Source organism: Leucobacter denitrificans (genome assembly GCF_014396385.1).
Taxonomy (GTDB): Bacteria; Actinomycetota; Actinomycetes; order Actinomycetales; family Microbacteriaceae; genus Leucobacter; species Leucobacter denitrificans.
This window is the reverse complement of sequence record NZ_CP060716.1, coordinates 1,116,666-1,136,211: the sequence shown is the minus strand read 5'-3', so window position 1 is coordinate 1,136,211 and position 19,546 is coordinate 1,116,666. Positions and strand designations below refer to the sequence as shown.

Genomic DNA, 19,546 nt, shown 5'->3' with positions numbered 1-19,546 from the left:
TTAGTTCGAAAAGTTCGTGCAGATTAGAAAAAGAGCGTCGCTGACATAGTATTGAGAAGTATTTGATTTTTTGGTGGCACAACCAAGAACTCGAGACGCATCTACTACACAGTCTGAAATGGGGAGACCACGTGGAATTGCGCGACTACCTGCGGATCCTGCATAAGTATTGGATTTCGATCGTCGCACTCACCCTGCTTGGAGTCATCGCAGCCGCAGGAATATCGCTTTCTATCCCTCCCAAGTACGAGGCGACGACGCAGTTATATGTGTCTGCACGAGGCGAAAGTAGTGCGATCGGAGATCTTGCTCAGGGATCAAACCTTGCGCGGCAAAGTGTTGCAACGTATGCGGGGATTGTGGGCACAGAAAGCGTGCTGGGACCCGTCGTTAAAGAGCTTGGTCTTGAACGCACGGCCACCCAGCTTGCTGCAGATGTAACTGCGACTGCGCCCGTGAACCAATCACTTATCAACATTTCTGTAGTCGGCCAGGACGCCGAGCGCACGGCGAAGATCGCAAACGCAATTGGCGCAAGCCTTTCTGCGGTCGTGGAGGGTGAGCTTGAGGCTGGAGACGGTGAGGAAGAACCAAGTTTGGTATCCCTCAGCACTGTGCAACCTGCGCTTGTGCCATCTTCGCCAACGAGTCCGAACCTGAAGCTCAACCTTGCACTCGGGGCACTGCTCGGATTGGCGCTTGGAGTCGGTCAGGCCGTATTGCGCTCGACTCTCGACACCAGGATCCACTCTTCTCACGACATCGAGCAGATCACCGAAGCGCCAATGCTCGGAGGTATCACGTATGACCCCGAGGCAAAGTCTCGGCCTCTTGTTGTTCATGCTGATCCACGGTCGTCACGCGCCGAGTCATTTAGAACGCTTCGCACCAATCTGCAGTTTCTTGCCGTGCACGAAGAGAATGAGAAGGCGCGAAGCTTCGTTGTTACTTCAGCCGGTGCGTCGGAGGGTAAGTCGACGACGACCGCGAACCTTGCGATCGCGCTCTCGGAGACCGGGGCCAGAGTGCTGCTTATCGACGGCGATCTGCGCAAGCCCAAGGTTGCCGAGTACATGGGTATTGAGGGCGGTGCGGGCCTCACGAACGTGCTCATCAATCAGGCAGAACTTGTTGACGTCATGCAGCGCTGGGGCCGCGGTCAGCTCTATCTACTTCCTGCGGGCAAGGTACCGCCGAACCCTAGCGAGCTCTTGGGGTCGAAGTCGATGGACGAGCTGTTGAACTCGGTGAAGGAGCACTTCGACTTCATCCTTATTGACGCGCCGCCACTGCTGCTCGTCACCGATGCTGCTGTTGTGAGCAAGTTCACAAACGGTGCGCTGCTCGTCGCCGCCTCAGGCCAAACCCGCAAGCAAGAACTGCACGGTGCCGTGCGAAGCTTGGGCGCTGCAGGGGCGAAACTGCTCGGCGTGATCGTCACAATGCTGCCCACAAAGGGGCCCGACAGCTACAGCTATGGTGCATATGGCGCATACGGCGGGTACGCTGAAGCTCAAGAAGCGCAGCTCAGCGACACCGACAGCCTGAAGATACTCCAGGCTGGGGTTCGCCGAGGGCGGGGAGCAGAAAGAGCGTAACCACGATGTCGTTGTTTTCACTGTTCGAGGAGGAACGTGCCGAGGGGCCGTTCACGATCCTCACCGTGTGCACCGGGAACATCTGCCGCTCACCACTCTCAGAGGTGATGCTGCGGAAAGGACTCCACGGGCTGCCCGCCATCGTGCACAGCGCCGGAACGCAGGCGCTCGTCGACCACGGGATGACGACCGAGAACCAGGACATCGCTGCTGAGCTTGGTCTTGACGGTTTTGGGGGTCACCGCGCCCGTCAGATCACCGAGCAGTTTATTCGTGAGGCTGATCTGGTGCTTGCTTTGAGCCGGGAGCATCGCTCTGCGATTGTTGAGCTTGTTCCGCGTGCGAGCCGGAAGGTGTTCACTCTGCGGGAGTTCGCTCGCCTCGCGCGGGCCGTGACCCGGGGTGAACTTGGTGCTTCTGAATCCGAGCTTGCCGAGGGGCGCATGCGCGACGCCGTTGAGGTTGTCGCGCAGTTGCGTGGGACTGTGCCCGCGCCGGAGGATCCGCTGGAGCTTGACGTTATTGACCCGTACAAACAGAGCGATGAGATCTATGTCCGCAGCGCGGGGGAGATCACCCCGGCCGTGAACTCGATTGTGCAGCTGTTTCGGGCTGCGGTGTCGGGTTGGTCTGACTATGGTGCTGGTTCTAGTTCTTCGGGCGATTCTGGCGAATCTGGCGGGAAGGCATAGTGGCGAAGTCATCGTGGGGCTACGGTCGCAACCGCACACCGCTACCGCGGTGGGCCGGGTACGCGCTGCTCGCCGTGCTCGCCGTGGGCACCATCATTGCGGTCGTGCTCGCGATGATGCACCTGCGCGTCGATAACCCGAACGCCGGGACAATTCCTGACGGTTCTGTAATTGTGACGCCCGAGCCGACTCCTGAAGTAGAGGAGCCTACTGAGGTTGAGGAGCCGGAGCCAGAGCCCGAACCGGACTTCGTTGCGCCTGCGATGCAGCGGCTACTTGCAGCTTCTGCTTCTGAGGGGCATCTGCTGCGCGCTTCCGTTGGATCGTGTGACGCTGCCGGGGTCCTCGAAGTTTCGACCGATAGCGGTGCGAACTGGCAGCAGGGGTCGCTGGCTGGGGTTGGGTTCACGCAGTTGTTGCAACTCGGTGCTGCTGAGCCGACCATTGACCGTCTCGTAGGTATGAACGCCGAATGCCAGCCCGCGACCGCCTGGTCGTTCATCGGCGGTATCGACTGGGGCCTCGAAGAAGGGGCGCCTGCTTGGTACATCGATCCATCTAATGCTTCTTCAGTGATGACGCCAGCTGGTGCGCAGACCGTTGCCTGCGCCGCTGTTGGGCTCGCCTCTGCGGCCGAGCGAGCGATCGTGCTGTGCCCCGACGCTACCGTCAGCGTCACGTATGACTCAGGCGCGAGCTGGTCTGCTCCCGTGGCCGTGCCGAACGCTTCGGCCGTCGGTGTGACACCCCAGTCGTTCGTCGTTGCGAGCGTCGGTGAGGCCGAGTGCTCTGGAGTGCGCACCCGCACCTTCGACGGTGCAGCTGCGAGCTCGCCTGGTGGGTGCGCTGACGTCGGGGGAGCCGGCGGTGGAAACCTTGCCGTCTCTGGTGACTCGTCATCGCTGTATCTGTGGGCGGGGGATGCCTTCTTGCGATCCGGAGACCTCGGAGGGAGCTGGGGTTAGGGCGTGGGCTTCAATGGTTTGGTTCGCTTCAACCGGGGTTTTCCGGTCAAGGTTCACCAGCCCTGTTACAGCAACCGCAGCAGTTGCCAAAACGGCAAGTACCCGAAACATGAGCGGACGCGCGCGCCTGAAGCGCCCTGGGTTTCTTAGAGACTCAGCTCATTTGAGTTCGACCAGTTCTTTGGCGCTGGTGATCCCAGCATAGAATGCCGCTTCGAACTCTGCAGGCGGCACGTCGCCGAGGTATCCGTGCAGGCGCTCGGTGTTGTGCCAGTGCACCCAACCCAGCGTCGCGAGTTCAAGGTCATCAATCGTTTTCCAAGGCCCCTTTTTCGCAGGCCCGCGCACGAGCTCAGCCTTGTAATACCCATTCACGGACTCGGCCAGAGCGTTATCGTAGCTATCGCCAACCGTCCCGATCGAGGGCGTTGCCCCGATCTCGGCGAGGCGTTCTCCGTAACGGATGGATGTGAATTGAGACCCTGCATCGGAATGGCATCGAAGTTCGGGGAGCTTCTTGCCTCGTGACCAGCGAGCCATTTCGATCGCGTCGAGCACGGTCTCGGTCTTCATGGTTGATGCACACCGCCATCCGACAATCGCGCGGTCGAATACGTCGATGATGAAGCACACGTAGGCGACACCCTTCCAGGTTGGCACGAACGTCAGATCCGTCACCCACAACCGTCCGCTGAGAACACCCGATTCACGAGGTCAGGATGTCGCACAGACACCGGGTCGGGCTTGGTGGTCTTTACTCGTTTCTCACGTCGTACTCCCTCGATCTCGAGGACTTTCATGAGCCTGCCCACCTGGTCTCGGCCAATATTGATACCGGCTCGCTTCGCTGCTTTCCAGAGCTTGCGCACCCCATAGACCGAGTAGTTCGATTCCCAGATTTCGAGTAGCAGCGGAGCAAGCTCCGCATCTCGCACCTGACGCGCTGAGGCCGGCCTGCCGTTGGCGGCGTAATACGTCGACGGGGCCACCTGCAGCGCGCTGCAAATGCGCTCGACCCCCAGACGACGACCAGCCACAATGTCATCCTTGTTGCGATTGATGAAATCCACTACATCTTGTGTTGGCGGTCGAGCTCCGCCCCGAAGAAAGACGCGGCCCGCTTTAAGATTTCATTCGCACGCTTGAGCTCACGGTTCTCTTGCTCAAGTTCACGCATCCGGGTCTGGTCATCGGTCGTGACACCGGCTTGAACGCCGTCATCGATGTCGGCTTGACGCACCCAGGTGCACGCACTGATTCAACCCCGTAACCGAGCTGGTCAGCGACGCGCGTCGCTGTTCCTTGGCTTGTGCCGAGCTCAGCGCGGAGAGTGCGCACCATCCTGACCGCAGCGGCTTTCTCTTCAGCCGAGTAGCGTCGTCCTTTGTTTTTGTGTTGGGCCATGGTTCCATTCTCTTTCCAAAAGTATGGAGTCTCCAATAGAACCAGGGCGCTTCACTGGTCTGCGCAGCCGGTAGCACCGTTCTGCCGAGTGGGTCACGGACAGTCGAATTGGCTGTCCGCCACCCACCCATTCAGCAGCTATTCCCAGTAGCCGTCCGCGTTTCGTGCCTCGATGCCACGCTGGCGGCGCATATCGACCTGCTCGAGAGTGATCGTTCGCGCGTTCGTCGCGAGACGGTTCACGATCGAGTCGGCAGCAACTCGGTCAGGGAGCGCCGCAGCCCAATACTCAGGCCCGGACTGTTTAGCCGACGCTTCGGAAAGCGTGATGGTGCTCACTGAAGTTCCCCAGAGTTGCTCAACTTTATTCCCCAGGTCGCGTGGCTAGATTAGCGCAAGTTGGTGCCGGTTGTGGCGCGGCGGAGTTCGTTTGCAACAGTTGCGTGCTGTCGTAGCCGGTACGAGGCTCCGTCGAGGGTGACGACGACGGAGCGGTGGAGGTGACGGTCGAGCATCGCGGCGGCGACAGTGGTGTCGCCGAGGATCTCGCCTCATGCCCCGACGGGACGATTCGTGGTGATCACGATCGAAGTTTTGAGGTAGCGCTGGTTGATGACTTGGAACAGCGCCGACGCGGCCTCGCCGAGGAGCGGGAGATACCCGAGCTCGTCGATCTATGCGGATATCCGCATAGATGAGTATTTGCAGTTGTGAGAGTGGGCCGCCCCCGTAGTTAGGTCCGCTCAGTATGCGAGTCGGTTTCTTCGAACGTGTGGGTGCAGGATCGAGCGTACTCGACCGGGGCCAGGTACCCCAGCGAGGAATGTCGGCGCTCGTGGTTGTACTCGTGCTTCCAGTCGCTGATCACGACCCGTGCATGGAGCAGCGAGTAGAAGCTGTTGATGTTCAGACACTCGTCGCGGAGCCTCGAGTTGAACGACTCAACGTATCCGTTTCGCCAGGGCTGACCGGGCGGGATGTACGACAACCCGGTTCTCGTGCCAGCCCAGTCTGCAACGGCATCCGAGATGAACTCCGGCCCGTTGTCACTTCGCAGCATCATCGGTGCCCCATGCTCAGCGACGAGTTCCTCGAGATGCTCGATGAATCGCTCTGCGGTGATCGACCGCTCCACAAGACCACCCAAACACACGCGGGTGTGCTCATCCACGATGGAGCAGATCTTGATCGCTTTGCCGCGCTCATCGACATCAAATTGGAAATCAACCGCCCACACCACGCCCGGCGCAGCCGCCTTGGGGGCGTCAGCAGTTGATGACCCCACCCGCTTCCGCGGGTCTGCTGAGGCTTTGGTTGAGTCCAAGACCGCTTCGCTCGTGAGGGCGTAGCTGGAAGGATGATGATCATGCCGATGAAGTACAGCGAGGAGTTCAAACGTGACGCTGTCGCGCTTGTGGAGTCCGGTATCGCGCAGAAAACCGTGTGTAAGGACCTCGGGGTCTCGAAGTCCGCGCTCGGCGCGTGGGTGCAAGATTCCAGGTTCAAAACTTATGGAATGTCCCCGTCGAAGGATCCTGACGAGCAACGCGAGATGCGTCAAGCGTTGAAGCGTATCCGCGAGCTCGAGATGGAGAACGAAGTGCTGCGTCGTGCGGCAGCATATCTGTCACAGGTGCACATCACGCCCCCAAAATAGTGTTCCCGCTCGTCCGTGAGATGGCTGCGGCCGGTGCCCGTGTCAGGGTGCCGGTCGCGGTGGCGTGCCGGGTGTTGGGGTTCAGTGAGCAGGCGTACTACCAGTGGCTCGCCTCGCCACGTTCAACTCGTGAGATCGAGGAGGAACACTTGATCGGCGTGCTGCATGAACTCCACGAAGAAGACCCTGAGGGCGGGTATCGGGTGCTCGCTGATGATCTCCATGACCTCGGCTATCAAATTTCGGAGCGGCGGGTATGGCGGCTGTGCAAAATCGCTGGCATTCAGTCGGTGATTACCAAACGTAAGCGCCGCTATCAGCAGGCCGGAGCACCAGTGGGTGACGATCTCGTGGAGCGTGATTTCACCGCCGAATATCTTGATGAGAAATGGTTGACGGACCTTACGGAGCATTGGACGAGTGAGGGCAAGCTGTACTTGTGCGCGATCAAGGACGTCTGCTCGAACAAGATTGTCGGGTATGCAATCGACAAGCGGATGAAAGCGTCGCTGGCGGTTCGAGCGTTGGAGAATGCGCTGATGCAGCGCGGCTACCCCCAGGGTGTTGTGGTGCACTCAGGTCGCGGAAGTCAATTTCGTAGCCGGAAGTTTCAGCAGGCTCTGAAGCGGCACAAACTCAAAGGCTCGATGGGAAGAGTGGGCGCATGTGGTGATAATGCCGCCATGGAAAGTTTCTTTAGTTTGTTGCAGAAGAACGTGCTTGATCGGCAATCGTGGCGTACTCGGCAAGAGTTGCGGCTCGCGATTGTGTCATGGATCGAGGGGAAATATCACCGCAAACGCAGGCAGCGCAGGCTCGGGAAGCTGACACCGGTCGAGTTCGAGGCCATAATGATGGATGCCGTCGCTTTGGCGGCATAAACCCCGGACTCAACTGAACCTTCAGCAGACCCGATGGACTTCAGGGAGCAGCGGCAGCTCACGATGAACACCGCATTGGTCGCGATCGAACCAGTCGTGACCGCCGTATTCGGGGCCGTGGGTGAAGGCCTCGCGGCCACGCTTCCGTTCCTGCAGGACCTCGGTGTGTGGGTTGGTGAGAATACTGAGGTCATTGGGGTCGTTGCAGCCGTCTTCGGCGGTACTATCGTGGCTGCAATCGCTGCCTGGACTGCCTCGATCTGGGCGTTTACGTTCGTGCTTCTCGCGAACCCGGTGAGGTGGATCAACCTCGGCATCGTCGCGCTGGTCGCCGCGATCGTGGCACTCGTCATGAGTTGGGACCAGGTCGTCGCATTCGTGACAGAGATCCGGGACGGATTCATAAGCTGGATCGAGGGTGGGCTTGAGGGTTTCGCGACGTGGTGGAACGAGATTTGGGCGGCCCATCGGAAAATTCGTGTCAGATGCCCTGACGAGTTGGATCGAGAATCCGATTAAGGATGCCCTGAACTTGGTCACCATCACGATCCGGGTCACGCTCGCAGCGGTCTCATCGGTATGGAACTCAGCGTGGAAGGGCATGTCCGATTTTCTAGCGAAAATGTTCGGCGGAATTCTCGCGATCCCGATGCTCGCAGAAAGTGCAACGGTCTTCCCGCGGACAGGCGGTACACTCGTGATCTTAGCCTAAGATGGGCGACCTGAAGCGGCCGTCGATACCGGTCTGATGAACCGAATAATCGAAGAAGGCCTCGACGGGCGACGATAACGACCGACCAGGCATCGGACCCGACACAGCGCCACTGCCATCGTCAGCTATCAGGCGTGTCCTGATTCGCACCGCACAGGCGGGGAGCGACCCGGTGTAGTTCTTAATCGACCGTATCGCGGTCGCACAGTACTCGGACGGGGTTTTCACGATTAGCCCTGAAGCCGGGTTGCTTCACAGACGGCAGTCGTCCGATATGCGACTGCTCGCGGCATCCGTGGCACGCTCTACGCCATCTGCGACATGGGTCAGAAGGGTGGGCATCTCACGCTTGTGGATCTTTTTGGGAGGCTGAGTATCAGTATGGACGACAGGTCTCCGCTCACGCTTACACGGCCGCAGCGCATAACGCACGGATGACGAGCCTCGATCAGATTGTCTAATCTGACGCTACTGAGTCAACGCGCTCGCGGTATGTTTTTCCACGCTTATCGGACTCGGACGGCCAGGAGAGCACTTTCTCAGTGAATGACTCCCATGTGCCAATTTGACGTGCGGGCACGCCCGCCGAAATCGTCCTTGATGGTACGTCCTTTGTGACGACAGACCCCGCGCCCACTACAACATTGTCGCCAATAGTGACGCCCGGGAGGATCGTCACTCCTGCTCCGATGAATACATTGGAACCGATTCGAATCGGGGCGTACTTGTAGCGCCGACCGCGCTCATCGCTCACCAGCCACCCTGAGCCGTCATGAGTGATGAGGTGGCATGCAGTGCTGATAGTCACACGGTCACCAACCGAGATCATCCATGGCTCAGAGGTGACCAGGTTGGTGTAGATGCGGCAGCCCTTGCCGATGGTGACCCCATGCTTGCGCGCGTAGTTTTCCTTGCCAAGGCGCAGAAGGTCAAGCCGGTCAGCGACTCTACGAAATATGGACTTGCACATACTCCGACATTATAGCTATGTGAAGGCGAGGAAGTGCGTCTTCCTGGACAACCTAATCACACCGGAACCCTGGGCTGTGTCACTGTTTTGTAGACAAGTGTGGTCTGTGTCAAGTTCTGTAGACGTTAGAACACTATGATTTTGATTCTTCAGTGCAAACCTGTGAGCTACGCAGCACGACGGTCAATCTCTTCCTCACTGACCATGGGCTTCCGGTCAAAGAACACCCCCATCACCGTCGCCGGCGCCCGATAGCCGAGCGTCGAGTGCAGACGCGACCGGTTGTAAAACACCTCGATGTAATCAGCCGCCTCGAGGCGTGCTCGGGCCCGCGTCGCTGGGGCAGCCTGCCGATACCAGCGCTCCTTCTTTAACGAAGCGAAAAACGACTCAGCGACCGCGTTATCCCAGCATTATCCGGCTAATCGGGCTCGGGGTAGTGCATTAGCCAGTTAACACTTGTCAGTTGCGCGCGATTTGTCGGATCATTGTTTCGTGATTTTGAACGGTCTTCGCGAGTGTTTCGACGGTCGCGCGGAGCGTGACGAGTTCATCTGTGAGAGCGGTCATTCCCGGGTCCGGGGTGTTGCTTCGGTAATGCGCAATCATGGCGTGGAGCGTGGGGTTTCGGTAGAGCGTTGAACGTGCGATACCGGTGAGTTTTGCGATTGCTGTGAACGTGACCCGCCTGCTGTCTCGGGACAACTCAACGCATACACGCTCGACCTGCCACAAACTGGTGTTCGTCATACTGATTTTGCCTCCGTGTCAGCAATAAGTGTGTCGAGTCGGGCGATGAGCTTATTGTGGCGTTCGACCTCATCGATCCATCCGCGCTGTTGGGCGTCCCGGGCAAGGGCCTGGGCATCGACGCGTTGAGCGGCAAGGATGGGAAGGGACGATGGCTCAGATCGGTAAGACGGGCAATGCTCACAAATATTCGCATATGTGCAGGCACCCTGGGCTGGAGCGCGTAAGCAAAACCCGCCAGCCATTTTCGACTTCAACAGCGGAGTCTCTTGCCAGTTCTTACCCCCGGTGATAACGGTGAGGGGTATTTGACGATGCTCACCAGAGAACACGGTGTTGTCGGTTGCGGGAATGTGCTGTTTGGCAAGGTCAAGTGCACGCTCGTATTCAGTTCGGACAGTGGAATCGAACAAGCGCCCGTAACGCAGACTCATTTCAGCGCTGGCATGCCCAAGCAGCGCCATCAGTGCTTGGAGGGAAACACCAGCGTTCACCAGCGCGGTCGCGTAAGTGTGGCGCAGCTGATGAGAAGTGACATGCTCGATGCCCGCAATTTCGGCTGCATGGTTCAACTCATGCCGGATCGCTTGCTGGGCGAGGCGCCGGCCGTGGCTGGTGAACAAGAACAGTGCAGGTCTGCGATACCGAGGATGCGGGAGCGGCCTGCCATGCGAACGCAGCTTGATGATCTCATCAATTATCGCGAGCGTGTCCTCGTCGAGCGGGACCATACGTTCGGTGGCAAGTTTCCCGAGCGGAACTTTCAACCAAGCCCCATTCCCTTCTATCTCGTGCACACAATCTAGTTCCAAGTCGAGCAGTTCCCCGATTCGGAGCCCGCACGCTCGTTGCAGGCGTAGCGCTCGTGCGCTGAGCGGGTTATCGGGGTGATCGGTGAGCGCCGCGGTGAGACGCCGGTCAGCATCGATGGGTAGGTAGCGGGGCAGCAGCCTTGGTAGTTTGGGAATATCGTCTCGAAAGATCACCTTCCGGGTTGGGGCAGCATCCCACCCCCATTCGGTGATGTCAGTGAGGAATGTTGAGACTGCAACAACGCGACGGTTCCGGTCACCAATACTGATGAGCTGGCCGTCTTTCTCGCTGAGGGTGTCGACAAGCGATGCAAGAAACGGTTCGATGTGGCGGCGCCGGTCCACATCCTTGACTGAGGTCAGGGCCGGGTCTTGTTCGGTGAGGAACACCCCGAAATGTTTCAGTCTCGTTGCCATCGTCGACACGGTCTTGCGTTCACAGGTGGCGCGTTTGCGTTCCAGATAGGCGGCAGAAAACCTTGGACGGTTCATCTTCCCGAACCGGGCCGCGATCATCCGCCTCGTGGGCGCGGTGCTCGCAGAGCAGTCTGATGAGTGGGCAGAAGGACGCCGCTACCTCGGTCTCGAGGTCCTCGCCCGCTGCCGCCTCACCCTCGTGCAGACGATACTGGGGAGGTGATGACGGAGCCGCCCCTCGCGTTAAGCGCGTAACTCAACCATTTCTTAAAGAGAGTTCGTTACACCACTCCACGGGACTTGACCATGTCGCGAATGACTTATCATGCAGAAACTAAAACATACGTCGAGAAAAGACTCGAAGAAGGCCGAAGTAAACGAGAGATCCGCCGCTGCATCAAACGCTACATCGCCCGCCACCTGTACCGCATGCTCAACACCACTCATGCAGCAATAAGCACAGCTTGACAAACATAGAAGCGTCTCACTACTTCGACTTCAGGAAAAAGGTTTGACGATACCGATGCCTACCCATTTCGATCTCGCCCGCATCGACCGGGCGCTCTGACGAGACGATCTCGGTGAGCACTGTGACGGCGGTATCAAACCCATCAAGTTCATTCGCACGTTCCAGCAGGAGCAGTAGCCGCCGTCGTTCATACGGGCTCGCGTGCGACAGCCTCTCCCGCAACAGTTCCGGGAGGGCGCGTTACAGGGCCGAATTGAGGAACGCGGCGGGCTTACGAATCAGCCCCGCGAGCAACTGCTGTGGCTGATGGACGGTCGCGGCTTGGCTGCCATACACGCGCGTATGCGTGGCGATCTGCTCCCCAGCAAGGGTGCGCACCTCGAGCGTGAACGCCCGCAGCCCCACGTGCACTCGCTGCCCGCTGTATGCGTCACCGACATAATATTTCACGCCCACCACGTCCACGTTGCCGACTTTGTCGACCCGCCGGTCAGCCCACGTGCAGGGGTCAAACGGGTCTGCTGAAGGTTCAGTTGAGTCCGGGGTTTATGCCGCCAAAGCGACGGCATCCATCATTATGGCCTCGAACTCGACCGGTGTCAGCTTCCCGAGCCTGCGCTGCCTGCGTTTGCGGTGATATTTCCCCTCGATCCATGACACAATCGCGAGCCGCAACTCTTGCCGAGTACGCCACGATTGCCGATCAAGCACGTTCTTCTGCAACAAACTAAAGAAACTTTCCATGGCGGCATTATCACCACATGCGCCCACTCTTCCCATCGAGCCTTTGAGTTTGTGCCGCTTCAGAGCCTGCTGAAACTTCCGGCTACGAAATTGACTTCCGCGACCTGAGTGCACCACAACACCCTGGGGGTAGCCGCGCTGCATCAGCGCATTCTCCAACGCTCGAACCGCCAGCGACGCTTTCATCCGCTTGTCGATTGCATACCCGACAATCTTGTTCGAGCAGACGTCCTTGATCGCGCACAAGTACAGCTTGCCCTCACTCGTCCAATGCTCCGTAAGGTCCGTCAACCATTTCTCATCAAGATATTCGGCGGTGAAATCACGCTCCACGAGATCGTCACCCACTGGTGCTCCGGCCTGCTGATAGCGGCGCTTACGTTTGGTAATCACCGACTGAATGCCAGCGATTTTGCACAGCCGCCATACCCGCCGCTCCGAAATTTGATAGCCGAGGTCATGGAGATCATCAGCGAGCACCCGATACCCGCCCTCAGGGTCTTCTTCGTGGAGTTCATGCAGCACGCCGATCAAGTGTTCCTCCTCGATCTCACGAGTTGAACGTGGCGAGGCGAGCCACTGGTAGTACGCCTGCTCACTGAACCCCAACACCCGGCACGCCACCGCGACCGGCACCCTGACACGGGCACCGGCCGCAGCCATCTCACGGACGAGCGGGAACACTATTTTGGGGGCGTGATGTGCACCTGTGACAGATATGCTGCCGCACGACGCAGCACTTCGTTCTCCATCTCGAGCTCGCGGATACGCTTCAACGCTTGACGCATCTCGCGTTGCTCGTCAGGATCCTTCGACGGGGACATTCCATAAGTTTTGAACCTGGAATCTTGCACCCACGCGCCGAGCGCGGACTTCGAGACCCCGAGGTCCTTACACACGGTTTTCTGCGCGATACCGGACTCCACAAGCGCGACAGCGTCACGTTTGAACTCCTCGCTGTACTTCATCGGCATGATCATCATCCTTCCAGCTACGCCCTCACGAGCGAAGCGGTCTTGGACTCAACCAAAGCCTCAGCAGACCCATCATCTCTTCGCACACGCCTAAGATCGTGTCACCTATGGTCCCGTGAGCGCCCTTGAGCTCGTCCATGCTAATCACACCGGCTTGCAGCGCTCCCACGAACCGCGAAGCACGACGGGCACCGAAGATCTGCGCTGCAAGATCGAGCGCTGCGACAGTATCGCCAGTGTCGACAAAGCCTTGCAGCTCGTCTGTGAACCCGCTTGAACGCCGAGTTGGGCTCCTCGCCATCTTTTGTGAGCATGACAAGGCCCTTCGACATGGATGCCATCACAGCGGTCGAGTTCAACCCCGCCTTGTCGAACGATCCGAACAATGAGATCGAGTCTTCAAGCGTAAACCCAAGGTTCTTAAAGATCGCAGGTGCAGACTAAAGCAACGATGAGCAGCTTGTCGTGTCTGCAAGGCAGCGGGCTGATATCAAGGGGTAGGTCACAAGCCTCACCGAGGTGAGCGCTGAGACCGTGATCGATGCGTACCATCAGCTCTTCAACATGGAGGCGTCGTTTCGGATGGCAAAGTCTGACCTGAAAGCACGTCCGATCTATTATCGGGTGCGGGAAAAGATCGAGGCGCACTTGACGGTCGTGTTCGCGGCGATCGCTCTGTCACTGCATGTGCAAGAGGCGATCGGGGTTTCGGTTAAGAAGCCCGCGCAGCTACTCGCGCCGGTGAAGGGCGGGGTGTTGATGATCGACGGAGAAGAACACGAGATACCTGCAAGTGTGCCAGACGAAATCGCTGAATTCCTCGCAAAACTCGGCCGATGAGGGGTGGGCGCTAAACCGGTCAGCTCAGGTGCGACTTGGGAATGCGCACTCGAAAGGTGCTCTCAAGATCACCGCAATAGCAGCAGTGAGGAAGAACAGGTCGTTCTTTCAGAACCGTACCTGCGGCTCGTAGCCCGGCGAGGGCTAATGAGAGCACTCGTCGCGATGCATCACTCAATGATCACTGCGATCTGGCATACTCTGACCAAGTGGGAAGACCTATCGCGCTTACACCGCCTGAAATGAACTCACCGCTTTCACCACGTGGCAACGCTTATGTTGCTGGGCAAATTAGCGCGCCAGCTCACCACTACATCAGACGACCTTATACAGGCTTCCCTGCCCCTTTGAGTGAACGAATAGCGAGATAAACGAATCGAGGACCACGGATGAGGTAACGATGAAATAGCCGTCGTGGCTCCTGGAACAGCCTCCATAGCCATTCGCCGCCAACCTTCTGTAAAGCCACGGGGGCTCGAACAACCACACCCGCAGCAAAATCGACTGCAGCCCCAGCGCCGACGTACACCCCCGGCGGCAACTTATCCCGATTCTCCAGATACCATATCTCTTGCTTAGGTGAACCCAAGCAGAGAAAGAATATATTCGCTCCCGAGTCATTGAGCCGGTCTAAAGCAATTTCTACCGTCCGTTGTGCTCGATTTTCTCCAACATCGACTTTCGGAAAGTCGATGGCGACTACTGTCCCCAGTGCAACATGATTCAGTCGGTCGGCAGCGCGTTCTGCGACACCTGCCCTCCCGCCAGCAATTCCTATCTTCCACAACCTGTGGGACGCGTTTTCGGCCAAGAACGGCAACAAGTCTGCCCCTGTATTACGTTCGATCGAACGAAAGCCCATTCTCCTAGCCAGAGCAACGATAGGGCTACCATCAGCCAGGAGCAATGAAGCAGAACTATACGCCAACTGAAGTGCTCTATTTGTCTGGAGCTCAATTAGCTGATCGACGTTTGGCGTGATTACCAACTCGGGCTGCCCAGTTTCCAAAAGCCGTTCTATAGCCTCCAGTAGATCTTCCTGTTTCCCCTGAAAAATGGGGGTTCCAAGAATTGTCAGCCTTCCCTCGTGGGGCTCCAGCACGATAGGTAGCGCATGATTATCAAGCATTCTCCACACTTTCTAAGGAACCGCTTAGCATCCTCGCCCAAGCACAGCGCGGGAGCCGAGCGGTAGTAATATCGTAACTACTTATGTAGTTCGTAGTTGAAGCTAAACACACCACCCTCACGTGCCGTTCCGGTCGGCGATGACCTTAGCGGGTACACCAGCAACCGTGACATTCCCAGGCACATCAGCCCGTACAACTGCATTTGCGCCAATCACTGCACCACTACCAATTCGGATATCTCCGTAGAGGACTGCTCCTGGAGCAACGTAAACATCATCTCCACCCTGTGGTGCGATGCCATGCCTCTCACCTATACTCGTATTCACATGCAAGCGACAGTTCGCCCCAAAACGAGCCTTATCATTAACAACGATCGAGCCGTAATGAGCAACACTCAGGCCCGGGCCAAAGACCCCCGGCGGGATCGACAGCCCCAAACGTTGCGACTGGCGAGCTAAAAGAACTCTCCAATAAACATAGAGAACTCTTGCCACAATCCCGTCTTGAACCTGCCAATATTCAGTTCTACGCAAAAGCCGTTGATAGTGAAGTTGCGGCCGCACGAGGCGTAGGTGAAATCCCCACCTACTGTAGCCATGCGCTCGCAGGTCTTCAGACAGGAATCGCTTCAGGTCTGCTCGCGTAAAAATACGCTGGTGTGCAGGGAGTAGTGGTCTTGTCCAACTCATTTCCACCTTTTCCATGTCTCCCTGCAATGCTTCGAACCAGAATACCGCAAGTCACTGTCAGATCGACGCGCTCACCTCAGAAGTTAAGTCGGATATAGTCGTTGATGTGAAACGCATCGGAGGCTACTCCCGAATCATAATACATCAGTTTGACCCTGAGAATCCGGCGCCAGGGGGTGTCGACACCTGCATCCGCGACATGCTCACCTTGGCACCCGAGCAGGAGCGAATCCTCCTACTTGGAGTCAGCCGAACTCGCCCATTGCGCCGCATGACCCCTTTGGGCGGCTACCCGGCACAGGTTGATTTCATTCCAATTTCTCGAGCTAACCCAGGAGATCAGAACCGACGCATCCCACATTCGGTTCGTTTGCTTTTCCCCCTTGTCCGTGCGCTCCTCAAGACATCAACTCGCGACAGCGTTCTACAACTACACCGGATCGAACCATTTCTAATTACGCGTTGGTTCCCAGCACGTAGGCGCATATTCTTCGTGCATACCAACACAAAGGAGGCCCTCGCAAAGAATAGCGATAGCTTCTGGCGGCGAGCACCTCGTCTGCACGCCATGCTTGAACGCATAGTTTTGCAGAATGCAGATCTCACGGTCGTGTTCAATAAAACTAGCGCGGAGGACTACCGCCTCCGCGGATACCCGGTGGAACAGATGCGAACTTGGTATAACGAGCGAGTGTACTTTCCAGGGTCTAGCCACGACAGAAGAATCCAGTCGCCGGTACTCACTGCGCTTTGGGTTGGGAGGCTAGAGAATCCAAAAGATCCTCTATTAGCAATAGAAGTCTTCGACGCCTTAGAACGTCGTAACAGCGATTCCCCTCAACAATGGAGATATCTAGTCATCGGAGACGGCACACTCCGCGCAGATCTTCAACAAATGATCGCTGCTCGTAACCTTCAGCACCGGGTTAAGCTTCTCGGTGCTTGCTCCCGTGAGGAAGTAGGCAATCATATGCGTACTGCCGATGCATTACTCATGACTTCACACTTCGAAGGCTCCCCACGAGTAATGTATGAAGCGATGGGAAGCGCCCTACCGGTCATTGCAACGGCAGAAGCAGACCCCGACAAAGCTATCAAAAGCGAGGTAAACGGAAGAATCTCCAAGACTAGAGACCCGCAGGATCTAGCCGGGCTCTTCGAAAAGATCGACTCCTTCGACAGGGACGCGATCGTGAATTCGGTGCATCGTCAAAGCGCCTCCTTCACCGTTTCTCGTTTATGGAACCTAACAAACGGGGAGAAATAACAAATGCATGTGGCAATTTTAGTTCCGTCACTGCACGGAGGGGGTGCTGAATTCGTTGCGTCCCAGTGGGGTACCTACTTGAGAGACAAAGGCGACGAAGTCACCTTCTTTACCACTCACGCAAACGCTAATTCCCAAAGCGAACATGTCCCTGGTCGCTGGTTCGGAGAAAGGGTACTGTCGCTTCGTTCCCAGGTGAAGAAGAGTAAGTTCGACACGATACTCGCCCTCGGACCTTATTGGAACCTTCTAGCAATAATATCGACACGTTTACTCCGGCACCCACCCGCCGTCGTGATTAGCGGCCGCACTATGGAGCGAGCAGCCCGGAGAGTTCGCAATAACAAGTGGATCGAAATATTTCTTGCTAAATTCTGGTATCGACGTGCCGATGGCTATATCGCCATCTCCCACCCCACAGCGGCGGAGGCTGAAGCCATGTTCGGTATCAATGCGGACCGAATGTGGGTTATTCCCAATCCAGCAATCGCGAAGATCACCTCAACGCTGCCTCGATCCTCCAGCCAAACGTCAGCCATCTCTGCCGACGTAACATTAGAAATAGCTGTGCCTGGCAGGCTCACTTCGAGCAAACGTCCAAGCCTTGCCGTTGCAGTAGCCCAGCATTGCAGAGAAATTACTGGACGAGAAACACGCGTGCACTTTTTCGGCTCTGGTAAAGCGGAGGCTAGCCTCAGAGCCTCCACATCGCCAGGAATCGAGATTGTATTTCATGGCTGGATTGAACGGTGGTTCGAGGTTGCGCCAACGAACGCGATAGTGCTCGTCACATCACAGCTTGAAGGCTTCGCTAACGTCTTGGTCGAATCAGCGGCCGCTGGCTTCCCATCGGTCGCTTCGTCGCGTGCCCTCGGCGTATGCGACGCAATTATTCCAGGCCTCACCGGTCAACTAGCCGTTTCCGACTCGATCGAGGATTATTCACGGGCTGTGCTTGCCGCAGAAGCAATTAAACCTGACGAACGAATTCTTCCTTGGTTGCATCGTTTTTCAGCAGAATCCAGCGGAATGCTGCTCCGCGAAGCACTCGTTGAAGCTAAGTCGAGTGCTTCGCGACAGGCAAGTAGATCTTGAGCACCGCACGCCGCTCAGACTTCCGAACGGCTATCGCAGCTATCGCAGCTATGGTACCGGGATTCACACTCCCTTTCATTCTCACGTGGGCATTTTCCCCACGTGAAAGTGATCAGGTTCTCTTGGCATTTTCAATCGTCACATCATTGACTGCCATAGTTGGTAGCGCAATCGAGCTGAATACAGTAAGTGAACTTGGACGCAGCCTCCGCGACACTAAAATGCCTCCTCGCTCGAGCGTGAACGGCTATCGCCGTCGCGTGAGAAGTTACGGGTTCTATGCAGTCGGGATCATCTCCGTACTTCTTACTGTTTTCTACTCCTGGGGCAGTGTTCCGTCCTGGCAGTTTCTCTTACTATGCGGCTCGATGACCGTAGTACCACTAATCGGTATTTTTTCAGCGACCGAGTCCGGAATCCTGATAGCAGTCGGGGATTCAGCCTACTCGATAGGGTTACAAGTCCTCCGAACTGCCATTCCGGCAATTGTCATCCTTGTATGGCGAGAAGTACCGCTTCTCGTTCTTCCCTTTGCTTTTATCATTGGTGAACTTTCTCGTTACCTTTTTCTCGTGCGTCGACGAAGCACTATTCTGCGTCGTTATGATGCAGTTCAGTCCGGAGAACTGCTAACGAAGGGAATGATATGGCAATCGCTTTCTGCTGCGACCTCACAGGGTGCCCCTGTGATCGACCGCGTGTTTCTTTCCAACGCACCGATCGGGTCAGTCTCCACCTATGAGCTTGCGGACAAGCTCTACTATGCAGCGCTCCAGTTCCTAAATTACGGTTTCCTCGTCCGGCGGGTCGGTCGTTGGAGCAGGCTGCCTCAGTTATCCCGTGTGGATGCGAAGAAGTTGCTCCGAAAAGATCTGTTCTTCCTCGGCATCACAGCGGCCGTATTATCCGCGATTGGGGCTTCAGCACTCCTTTGTGCCATGTTGCTACCGCTCCCCGATTTGTGGAGAACAAGTGCCTCCTGGGCGATCGTGTTACTCCTTTCATTGCCTGCATCAATCATCATTATGTCGGCATCTCGTCTACTGATCATCGCTCGCAGGCAACGCCTCTTACTCTGGTTCTCACTCCTGACGTTAGTAACCAATTTGACATTGAATGCTATTTTTTTCACGCTACTCGGCCCCTTTGGAATTATTCTCGCTACGATATGCACTCGATTCGTTTCACTAATAGCCTACGGAGTGGTCCTTTGGAGAATTGCACCTACTATTTCCGAAATCTAAGTTTCGACCTCTATCAGATTGGCAGCATTGACTGATGTTTGCAGCTTCAATTTTTCACTTCACGAAGCTGCTAGAGGCTGCGGATCAACAAAACTCAATGGCGCTCAAGCTTATTTGGCGAATATGATTAGTAGTACCTAATCGGGTCTCCCAGGGGAAGCAAGAACACCGATGAGACGGCTCGATTCCTTACCCAGTCGGGCTAGTTTCGCTTTCTTCATTTTCCTCGTCAATGT

Annotated in this window: 18 protein-coding genes and 5 pseudogenes; 10 read left to right on the top strand and 13 right to left on the bottom strand. The window is 56.9% G+C overall.

The genetic code is table 11. The features are described 5' to 3' along the window. The first annotated feature begins 131 nt into the window (after window positions 1-131). From H9L06_RS05480 to H9L06_RS05470, 3 genes are read left to right on the top strand one after another with little or no spacing between them, the layout of a single operon-like run. Window positions 132-1,598 (top strand): tyrosine-protein kinase domain-containing protein, encoded by a 1,467-nt coding sequence (locus H9L06_RS05480; protein ID WP_187556190.1) that lies wholly within the window; start codon window positions 132-134, stop codon window positions 1,596-1,598. Between the two features lie 5 nt (window positions 1,599-1,603). Beyond that, the gene (locus H9L06_RS05475; protein ID WP_187556189.1) at window positions 1,604-2,290 is read left to right on the top strand and encodes an arsenate reductase/protein-tyrosine-phosphatase family protein; all 687 of its coding nucleotides are present in this window, start codon (window positions 1,604-1,606) and stop codon (window positions 2,288-2,290) included. Further along, a complete protein-coding gene (locus tag H9L06_RS05470; protein ID WP_187556188.1) occupies window positions 2,290-3,255 on the top strand; it encodes a hypothetical protein in 966 nt (321 codons plus the stop codon). The genes H9L06_RS05475 and H9L06_RS05470 overlap by 1 nt, the downstream gene beginning before the upstream one ends. Before the next feature lie 159 nt (window positions 3,256-3,414). Here the strand turns inward: H9L06_RS05470 and H9L06_RS05465 are convergent. The 4 genes and pseudogenes from H9L06_RS05465 to H9L06_RS05450 form a co-directional block, all read right to left on the bottom strand. After that, window positions 3,415-4,659: pseudogene (locus H9L06_RS05465) on the bottom strand (IS3 family transposase). A gap of 138 nt (window positions 4,660-4,797) precedes the next feature. Then, complete coding sequence (locus H9L06_RS05460; RefSeq protein WP_223165222.1) at window positions 4,798-4,998, bottom strand: hypothetical protein; 201 nt, start codon at window positions 4,996-4,998, stop codon at window positions 4,798-4,800. A gap of 50 nt (window positions 4,999-5,048) precedes the next feature. Beyond that, a pseudogene (locus tag H9L06_RS05455) lies at window positions 5,049-5,333 on the bottom strand (ATP-binding protein); the annotation flags it as partial. Window positions 5,334-5,392: 59 nt separating this feature from the next. Beyond that, a pseudogene (locus tag H9L06_RS05450) lies at window positions 5,393-5,953 on the bottom strand (integrase core domain-containing protein); the annotation flags it as partial. 72 nt (window positions 5,954-6,025) lie between these two features. Between H9L06_RS05450 and H9L06_RS05445 the strand changes: the two are divergent. Continuing rightward, window positions 6,026-7,197 (top strand): IS3 family transposase gene (locus tag H9L06_RS05445; RefSeq protein WP_187556182.1). Its coding sequence is split into 2 segments (ribosomal slippage): window positions 6,026-6,302 and window positions 6,302-7,197, totalling 1,173 coding nucleotides; the frame shifts between segments, so codons are not numbered across the junction. A 63-nt stretch (window positions 7,198-7,260) separates the two neighbouring features. After that, window positions 7,261-7,716: a hypothetical protein gene (locus H9L06_RS05440; RefSeq protein WP_187556187.1), complete on the top strand. Its 456-nt coding sequence runs from the start codon at window positions 7,261-7,263 to the stop codon at window positions 7,714-7,716. A 650-nt stretch (window positions 7,717-8,366) separates the two neighbouring features. Here the strand turns inward: H9L06_RS05440 and H9L06_RS11900 are convergent. From H9L06_RS11900 to H9L06_RS05420, 4 genes and pseudogenes are all read right to left on the bottom strand, one after another. After that, window positions 8,367-8,879 carry an acyltransferase gene (locus tag H9L06_RS11900; protein ID WP_187556186.1) on the bottom strand — a complete coding sequence of 171 codons (513 nt, stop codon included), beginning with the start codon at window positions 8,877-8,879 and terminating at the stop codon, window positions 8,367-8,369. 167 nt (window positions 8,880-9,046) lie between these two features. Beyond that, window positions 9,047-9,292 (bottom strand): annotated as a pseudogene (locus H9L06_RS05430) (IS3 family transposase); the annotation flags it as partial. A gap of 49 nt (window positions 9,293-9,341) precedes the next feature. Next, on the bottom strand, window positions 9,342-9,629 hold the full coding sequence (locus tag H9L06_RS05425; protein ID WP_187556185.1) for a hypothetical protein: 288 nt from the start codon (window positions 9,627-9,629) through the stop codon (window positions 9,342-9,344). After that, window positions 9,626-10,858, bottom strand: a complete 1,233-nt coding sequence (locus tag H9L06_RS05420) for a tyrosine-type recombinase/integrase (protein WP_223165221.1) — start codon at window positions 10,856-10,858, stop codon at window positions 9,626-9,628. Before H9L06_RS05420 ends, H9L06_RS05425 begins: the two co-directional genes overlap by 4 nt. A gap of 73 nt (window positions 10,859-10,931) precedes the next feature. Between H9L06_RS05420 and H9L06_RS05415 the strand changes: the two are divergent. Beyond that, window positions 10,932-11,113: pseudogene (locus H9L06_RS05415) on the top strand (transposase); the annotation flags it as partial. 454 nt (window positions 11,114-11,567) lie between these two features. Here H9L06_RS05415 and H9L06_RS05410 read toward each other — a convergent pair. From H9L06_RS05410 to H9L06_RS05400, 3 genes are all read right to left on the bottom strand, one after another. After that, window positions 11,568-11,792: a hypothetical protein gene (locus tag H9L06_RS05410; protein WP_425490007.1), complete on the bottom strand. Its 225-nt coding sequence runs from the start codon at window positions 11,790-11,792 to the stop codon at window positions 11,568-11,570. Between the two features lie 81 nt (window positions 11,793-11,873). Continuing rightward, window positions 11,874-13,045, bottom strand: a protein-coding gene (locus H9L06_RS05405) for an IS3 family transposase (RefSeq protein WP_187556182.1) whose coding sequence is annotated in 2 segments (ribosomal slippage) — window positions 11,874-12,769 and window positions 12,769-13,045 — 1,173 coding nt in all. Because the reading frame shifts where the segments join, the coding sequence is not laid out codon by codon here. A 25-nt stretch (window positions 13,046-13,070) separates the two neighbouring features. Beyond that, window positions 13,071-13,346: a hypothetical protein gene (locus H9L06_RS05400; RefSeq protein WP_187556181.1), complete on the bottom strand. Its 276-nt coding sequence runs from the start codon at window positions 13,344-13,346 to the stop codon at window positions 13,071-13,073. A gap of 218 nt (window positions 13,347-13,564) precedes the next feature. On the opposite strand from H9L06_RS05400, the gene H9L06_RS05395 reads away from it, so the two are divergent. Continuing rightward, on the top strand, window positions 13,565-13,885 hold the full coding sequence (locus H9L06_RS05395) for a hypothetical protein (protein ID WP_187556180.1): 321 nt from the start codon (window positions 13,565-13,567) through the stop codon (window positions 13,883-13,885). Window positions 13,886-14,210: 325 nt separating this feature from the next. Here H9L06_RS05395 and H9L06_RS05390 read toward each other — a convergent pair whose 3' ends face one another. Both H9L06_RS05390 and H9L06_RS05385 read right to left on the bottom strand, forming a co-directional pair. Further along, window positions 14,211-15,014 (bottom strand): WecB/TagA/CpsF family glycosyltransferase, encoded by an 804-nt coding sequence (locus tag H9L06_RS05390; protein ID WP_187556179.1) that lies wholly within the window; start codon window positions 15,012-15,014, stop codon window positions 14,211-14,213. Window positions 15,015-15,131: 117 nt separating this feature from the next. Next, window positions 15,132-15,719: a serine O-acetyltransferase gene (locus H9L06_RS05385; RefSeq protein WP_187556178.1), complete on the bottom strand. Its 588-nt coding sequence runs from the start codon at window positions 15,717-15,719 to the stop codon at window positions 15,132-15,134. On the opposite strand from H9L06_RS05385, the gene H9L06_RS11955 reads away from it, so the two are divergent. Genes H9L06_RS11955 through H9L06_RS05370 form a run of 3 tightly spaced genes read left to right on the top strand, consistent with a single transcriptional unit; the run spans window position 15,718 to window position 19,310 of the window. Next, window positions 15,718-16,971, top strand: coding sequence for a glycosyltransferase family 4 protein (locus H9L06_RS11955; RefSeq protein ID WP_343069265.1), 1,254 nt, complete (start codon window positions 15,718-15,720; stop codon window positions 16,969-16,971). The genes H9L06_RS05385 and H9L06_RS11955 overlap by 2 nt on opposite strands. A 3-nt stretch (window positions 16,972-16,974) precedes the next feature. Further along, window positions 16,975-18,066: a glycosyltransferase gene (locus H9L06_RS05375; protein WP_246454515.1), complete on the top strand. Its 1,092-nt coding sequence runs from the start codon at window positions 16,975-16,977 to the stop codon at window positions 18,064-18,066. After that, on the top strand, window positions 18,063-19,310 hold the full coding sequence (locus H9L06_RS05370) for a hypothetical protein (RefSeq protein ID WP_187556175.1): 1,248 nt from the start codon (window positions 18,063-18,065) through the stop codon (window positions 19,308-19,310). Before H9L06_RS05375 ends, H9L06_RS05370 begins: the two co-directional genes overlap by 4 nt. Window positions 19,311-19,546: the final 236 nt, after the last annotated feature.